The following is a 5,776-nucleotide window of genomic DNA, read 5'->3' as shown; positions in this document are numbered from 1 at the left end:
CGTCTGGGGGACATCTTGTGCTGGGGATGGCCGCGTGCGTGTGCGGGATTATCGGTCCGGGGGCGGTGGCGCCGCCCAGAACGACCCGCGCCACCCTCCTTGTTGGTGAGGATGGCGATGGGCCTGCGCTGGGGTGAAGTCCCTTCGCCTGCTGGCACGGGACTGCTGGCCGAGCCTAGGCCGTTCCTGGCTCAGGCCCGGGGGTTTGGGGGCCCGGTTGTCGGTTGGTCAGGACAGTTTCTTGGAGATGTCCTCGGCTCGTTGGTCGGCGCTGCGGCTGGCGGCGTCGGCCTTGTCGGCGATCTTTTCGCCGGCCTGTTCGGCCTTGTCGCCCGCCCATTGGGTGGCGTCGGCCGCGCTCTCCCGCATGGCGTCGGACCACTGCTGGGCGTTCCTGCGGTACATCAGGTAGCCGGCTGCGCCCAAGGCCAGCCCGAAGACCAGGAACAGCAGCGGACGGCGGGATCTCGCGGGCTTGGGATCGACCCGCTTGGCCGCCTCGCTCAGGATCGCGCTGACCCTGGGGGCGATTTGGTCCTCGACCGAGTGGGCCGCCTGGTCTAGCCTGGGGGCTGCCCACGTTCTGGCATCCACGATCCGGCTGTTGGCGATGTCGCGGGCGTTGTCGGCCATCGGGCCGACCTGCTCGCGGGCACGTATGGCGCGGGCCTTCATCCAGCCCTGCCACGTCTGCGGCCCAGTGGCCATGACGTGGCGCTTCTTTCCTCTCAGGGACACGTCAACCTCCCCTGCGTTGGGATCCCGTCGGCACCCCTTCCCCTGCCAAGGCGGCTCAATCATGGCCGTCCGTGAGAGGATGCCGGTTGGCCTTTGGGGCCGCCGTCAGGAAACTACGACAAATACCGCCTGTTCGGCAGGCGTAGCAAAAGGGGGCAGCCTCCGCATGGCTGACAAACTCATCGCAACGTTGCGTACCAACCAGGGGACGTTCAAGGTCACGCTCTTCCCCGACCACGCGCCCAAGACGGTCCGCAACTTCGTCGAGCTGGCCGAGGGCACGCGGGAATGGACGCACCCCGAGACCGGCGAGAAGACCACGAACAAGCTGTACGACGGCACGGTCTTCCACCGCATCATCCCCGGATTCATGATCCAGGGCGGCGACCCGCTCGGCCAGGGCATCGGCGGGCCCGGGTACACGTTCGACGACGAGATCCACCCGGACCTCTACTTCAACCGTCCCTACCTGCTGGCCATGGCCAACGCCGGCAAGCGCATGGGCAAGGGCACGAACGGCTCGCAGATCTTCATCACCGTCGGCCCGCAGCCGCACCTCAACGGCAAGCACACGATCTTCGGTGAGGTCACCGAGGGCTCCGACGTGGTGGACCGGATCAGCCGTGTGGAGACCGGCCGCAACGACCGCCCGGTCCAGGACGTCGTGCTCGAAGAGGTCACGATCGAACGCGGCTAGCGCGTCCGGCACGGCACGGCCGAGCCCGCGGGAACAGAGCGGAAACAGAACCCGCGCGTTCGAGGCGGCGGTCCCGCCCCTGGGACCGCCGCCTCGCGCATCCGGCCGGCGGCCGGAAGAGTGGACGCGGCATCGGCGGAAGGTGATTAGGGTGGCACTGAAGCAGCGCATGGGCGAAGGGGCCTTGAGTACGCGATGACCACCCAGCCACCCGTCCCGCCGACCGAGCCCGGCCAGCCGGGCGCGGCGGTTCCGATGTGTTACCGCCATCCGGACCGCGAGACCTACGTCAGGTGTCAGCGCTGTGAGCGCCCCATCTGCCCCGACTGCATGCGTGAGGCCGCGGTCGGGCATCAGTGCGTCGAGTGCGTCCGCGGCGGCAACAGGACGACACGCCAGGCCAAGGCCGTCTTCGGCGGCCGGGCCGTCACCGTGCCGAGGGTGGCCTACACCCTGATCGCCATCAACGTGGTCGCCTACGCCCTGCAGACCTTCATCCCGGGCTTCACCAACGACTACGCGCTGAGCCCGTACCACGTCTACGCCGGCGGCGAGTGGTACCGGATGCTCACCGCGGCCTTCCTGCACTTTCCGCTCACCCAGGGCACGCTCGGCATCACGCACATCCTGTTCAACATGTGGGCGCTCTACGCCATCGGTCCCGAGCTGGAGCGACGGCTCGGGAGCGCCCGCTTCGCCGCGCTCTACCTGGTGTCGGCCCTCGGTGGTTCGGTCGCCGTCTATCTGCTCGGCGAGGTCACGGTCGGCGCGTCCGGCGCGATCTACGGGTTGTTCGGCGCGCTGTTCGTGGTCAGCAAGCGCCTGGGGTACGACCCGCGCGGCGTGGTGTGGCTGATCGTCATCAACGTGGCGCTCACCTTGTTCCTGTCCAGCGTCATCAGTTGGCAGGGTCACCTGGGCGGCCTGGTCACCGGCGGCCTGCTGGCCGCCGCGTTCGCCTACGCCCCGGCGAAGAACCGCGATCTCGTGCAGTGGGCCGCCGTCGGCGTGATCGTGGTCGCGCTGATCCTCACGGTCGTACTGCTCCCGCCGTACGCCACGCTGAACGCCTTCTGAAAACAAAGCGACGGCACGCCGAAGCCAGGCGCCGAATCAGGGCAAATGGCCCCGCCACCCGGCGCCTTCCCCAGGCTGTGGATAAAACTGTGGAAAGGTCTAACGCCAGCGGGTGGAGAGAACCACACCGAAGATGATGAACACAAACCCGATCAGCAGGTTCCAGTTTCCGAGTGGGCCGATGAACGGCGTGCTGGGCGCGACATAATAGACCGCGATCCACAAGATCCCGATGATCCAGGCGACCACCATCGTCGGTGCCAGCCAGCGGGGGCTGACCTTGACCGTCTGGGCCTTGGCAGGCGGCGTGTAGACCGCCTTCTTGCGGGTCGTCTTGGGCTTGGCCACGGGACATCTCCTGAGGTGGGCGTTCTGTGAGGGCTGATGAACACCCTCAGTGCTTTCGTTGGCTAGCGTAATCGCCGGCAGGCGAAGACCGGTGTAGACCGGTGTAAGGATAGTCGGCGGAGACATGACATGGCGATTCCCCGGGTGCTCATAGTGGACAACCACGACAGTTTCGTCCACAACATCGTGCAGTACCTGCGCGAGCTGGGTGCCGACTGCGACGTCCGCGCCAGGGACGAGGTGACCGTGGACGACGCGGCGGCGGGTTTCGACGGCGTGCTGATCAGTCCGGGCCCGGGCACGCCGGAGGCCGCCGGGGTGAGCGTCCCGCTGGTCCGGCGCTGCGAGGAGGCGGGCGTACCGCTGCTGGGAGTCTGTCTGGGGCACCAGGCCATCGCCGTCGCCTACGGGGGCACGGTGGGCCGTGCGGGCACCCTCATGCACGGCCGTACCAGCGAGGTGGCGCACGACGGCGAGGGCGTGTTCGCCGGCATCCCGTCGCCGGTCACCATGACCCGCTACCACTCGCTGGCCGTACACGCCCAGGCGCTGCCCGCAGAGCTACGCGTGACCGCGGTCGCCGAGGACGGCGAGATCATGGGGCTTCGGCACCGCTCGGCGGCCGTCGAAGGCGTGCAGTTTCATCCTGAATCCGTCCTTTCGGAATACGGTCACCGCATGTTGGGCAACTGGCTGTCCGCGACGTGTAACGCGGGACGGCCCCAGAACGACTAACCAGTGAGACCCCCGCCGTTGCCCCCGAGCGGCGGGGGCCTCTTTTGTGCTCCGGTATACAAAAGGGCCCTGCCTGTGCTCAACGGCACAGGCAGGGCCCTTTTGACGAGCCAGGGGCTCAGAACCCGCCGTCGCCCGGCGGCTCACCCTGTTCGGGGAAGGGATCTTCCTCTTCCTCAGGGGTGGGTTCGGTGGTCGGCAGATCGGTCGGGAAGTCGTCGGTCGGCTCCTCGGTGGGCTGCGTCTGCTCAGGACCGCTGGACACCAGGATCGTGACGGTGGTGCCGGGGTTGAGCGGGGTCCCCGCCGGCGGGCTCGTGCTGATCACATTGCCCTCGGGGACGTCAGGGCTGGCCTGCATGGTCACCTTGACCTTGAAGCCGGCTTGCCGCAGCGCCTTTGTCGCATCGCCTTGCGTGTACTGGGTGACGTCGGGTACCTCGACCCGGTCGCGCGGCACGAAGATCTTGACCGTCGAGCCCTCGTCGGCCTTCTCGCCCGCCTTGGGATCGGTCTGGAAGACCTGGTTGGGCGTGCGGCTGACCGGCTTGGTGCTCATCGACACCGTGAAGCCCTCGGCCTCCAGCGCGGCCTTCGCGTCCTCGGGCGACTGCCCGATGACGTCCGGCACCACGACCTGCTTCTTGCCCTTGGAGACCTTCAGCTTCACTTCGCTCTGCGGCGGGACCTCGGTGCCGGCCGCGGGATCGGTACCGATCACCGCGTCCTTCTCGACGTCGCTGTTGTACTCCGAGACCTGGACCACCTTCAGCCCGGCGTCGGTCAGCGTCTTGGCCGCCGCCGTCGCCTGCTGGTTGGTGACGTCGGGGATCGCCACGGGCTTCGCCGTGCCGTTTTCACTCGGCGAGCTGAGGAACGTGTAGCCGATGCCGATGAACGCGCCGATGATCAGCAGCGGGATCACGATCCACAGCGTCGTGCGGAGCGCCTTGCCGCCGCGGGAGGGCGGTGCGGCCCGCCTGCGGCCGCCGGTGCGGGTGGGCTCCTCGGCGTACTCGTAGTCGGGGATCGCGCCGGTGCGCTGGGTCGCGGGCCCGCCGCCGGGGGCGACCATCGTCCGCGTGCCGTTGCCGTAGTTGCCACCGGTCATCGCCATCGTCTGCGGCGGCGCGTCGACCGGCATGCCGGACATCGCGCGCTGGATGTCGGCCCGCATCTCCCCGGCGCTCTGGTAGCGGTGCGCCGGGTCCTTGGCCATCGCCTTCAGCACGACCGCGTCGGCCCACTGCGGAATCTCCGGGTCGATCTGCGACGGCGGGATCGGCTCTTCCCTGACGTGCTGGTAGGCGATCGCCACGGGGGAGTCGCCGGTGAACGGCGGCTGCCCGGTCAGCAGCTCGTACAGCACACAGCCGGTCGAGTAGATGTCGCTGCGCGCGTCGACCCGCTCGCCCCTGGCCTGCTCCGGCGAGAGGTACTGGGCGGTGCCTATCACCTGCGCGGTCTGCGTCATCGTGGAGGCCGAGTCGGCCATCGCCCTGGCGATGCCGAAGTCCATCACCTTGACGTCGCCGGCCCCGGTGATCATCACGTTGGCCGGCTTGATGTCGCGGTGTACGATGCCGCCCCGGTGGCTGTAGTCGAGCGCCCTCAGGATGCCGTCCACCAGCTCCGCCGCCCGCTCGGGCAGCAGCCTCCGGTCGGCGCGCAGCAGGTCGCGCAGCGTCCGCCCGTCGACGTACTCCATCACGATGTACGGCACTGGCGTGCTTTCCATCATGTCCTCACCGGTGTCGTAGACGGCGATGATCGACGGATGGTTAAGTGAAGCGGCCGACTGAGCCTCCCGCCGGAACCTGGCCTGGAACGTGTGGTCCCTGGCGAGGTCGGAACGGAGCGTCTTGATCGCTACTATTCGGTCCAGTCGGATGTCCCTGGCGCGGTATACCTCGGCCATGCCGCCGCGCCCGACGATGCCGTCGAGCTCGTAGCGACCACCGAGTAGCCGAGGCTGAGTCATTTCCTGCACTGTCCCTTACCGTTCATCATCGGGTGCGCGCCGAGAGGCCGTCTGTGTCCATCATCGACCCCATATCGCATTACGTCTGCCCGTTCTGTGGGTTGGTCTCACCCGGGTCGGGAGTGTCAGTCGGCGTCATGGTGGGAGTGGTGGGGGTCTCTGTGGGCGTTGGGGTCGGAGTCTGTCTCTTATACGCATCT

At 68.0% G+C, this 5,776-nt stretch carries 6 protein-coding genes; 3 read left to right on the top strand and 3 right to left on the bottom strand.

What is annotated here, in order from left to right; genetic code table 11:
• Nucleotides 1-228: 228 nt before the first annotated feature.
• Nucleotides 229-738 carry a YtxH domain-containing protein gene (locus C1I98_RS34060; RefSeq protein ID WP_146607811.1) on the bottom strand — a complete coding sequence of 170 codons (510 nt, stop codon included), beginning with the start codon at nt 736-738 and terminating at the stop codon, nt 229-231.
• Nucleotides 739-904: 166 nt separating this feature from the next.
• Here C1I98_RS34060 and C1I98_RS34055 point away from each other — a divergent pair, with 166 nt between their 5' ends.
• Both C1I98_RS34055 and C1I98_RS34050 read left to right on the top strand, forming a co-directional pair.
• On the top strand, nt 905-1,435 hold the full coding sequence (locus C1I98_RS34055) for a peptidylprolyl isomerase (RefSeq protein ID WP_111171445.1): 531 nt from the start codon (nt 905-907) through the stop codon (nt 1,433-1,435).
• Between the two features lie 195 nt (nt 1,436-1,630).
• A complete protein-coding gene (locus tag C1I98_RS34050) occupies nt 1,631-2,512 on the top strand; it encodes a rhomboid family intramembrane serine protease (protein ID WP_111171444.1) in 882 nt (293 codons plus the stop codon).
• Between the two features lie 99 nt (nt 2,513-2,611).
• Here C1I98_RS34050 and C1I98_RS34045 read toward each other — a convergent pair whose 3' ends face one another.
• The gene (locus C1I98_RS34045; RefSeq protein WP_233508420.1) at nt 2,612-2,860 is read right to left on the bottom strand and encodes a cell division protein CrgA; all 249 of its coding nucleotides are present in this window, start codon (nt 2,858-2,860) and stop codon (nt 2,612-2,614) included.
• Nucleotides 2,861-2,989: 129 nt separating this feature from the next.
• Here C1I98_RS34045 and C1I98_RS34040 point away from each other — a divergent pair, with 129 nt between their 5' ends.
• Nucleotides 2,990-3,595 carry an anthranilate synthase component II gene (locus tag C1I98_RS34040; protein WP_111171442.1) on the top strand — a complete coding sequence of 202 codons (606 nt, stop codon included), beginning with the start codon at nt 2,990-2,992 and terminating at the stop codon, nt 3,593-3,595.
• Nucleotides 3,596-3,713: 118 nt separating this feature from the next.
• On the opposite strand, the gene pknB is transcribed toward C1I98_RS34040, so the two are convergent.
• A complete protein-coding gene (pknB, locus tag C1I98_RS34035) occupies nt 3,714-5,576 on the bottom strand; it encodes a Stk1 family PASTA domain-containing Ser/Thr kinase (RefSeq protein WP_111171441.1) in 1,863 nt (620 codons plus the stop codon).
• Nucleotides 5,577-5,776 lie beyond the last annotated feature (200 nt).

Source organism: Spongiactinospora gelatinilytica (assembly GCF_003236385.1).
Lineage (GTDB): Bacteria > Actinomycetota > Actinomycetes > Streptosporangiales > Streptosporangiaceae > Spongiactinospora > Spongiactinospora gelatinilytica.
The sequence above is the reverse complement of the archived record's forward strand: the minus strand, read 5'-3'. Positions and strand labels throughout refer to the sequence as shown.

What these genes read in the sequence shown, in the direction of transcription:
- C1I98_RS34055 (WP_111171445.1), top strand. Translation starts at nt 905, where the DNA reads ATGGCTGACAAACTCATCGCAACGTTGCGTACCAACCAGGGGACGTTC.
- C1I98_RS34050 (WP_111171444.1), top strand. Translation starts at nt 1,631, where the DNA reads ATGACCACCCAGCCACCCGTCCCGCCGACCGAGCCCGGCCAGCCGGGC.
- C1I98_RS34040 (WP_111171442.1), top strand. Translation starts at nt 2,990, where the DNA reads ATGGCGATTCCCCGGGTGCTCATAGTGGACAACCACGACAGTTTCGTC.
- pknB (WP_111171441.1), bottom strand. Translation starts at nt 5,576, where the DNA reads ATGACTCAGCCTCGGCTACTCGGTGGTCGCTACGAGCTCGACGGCATC.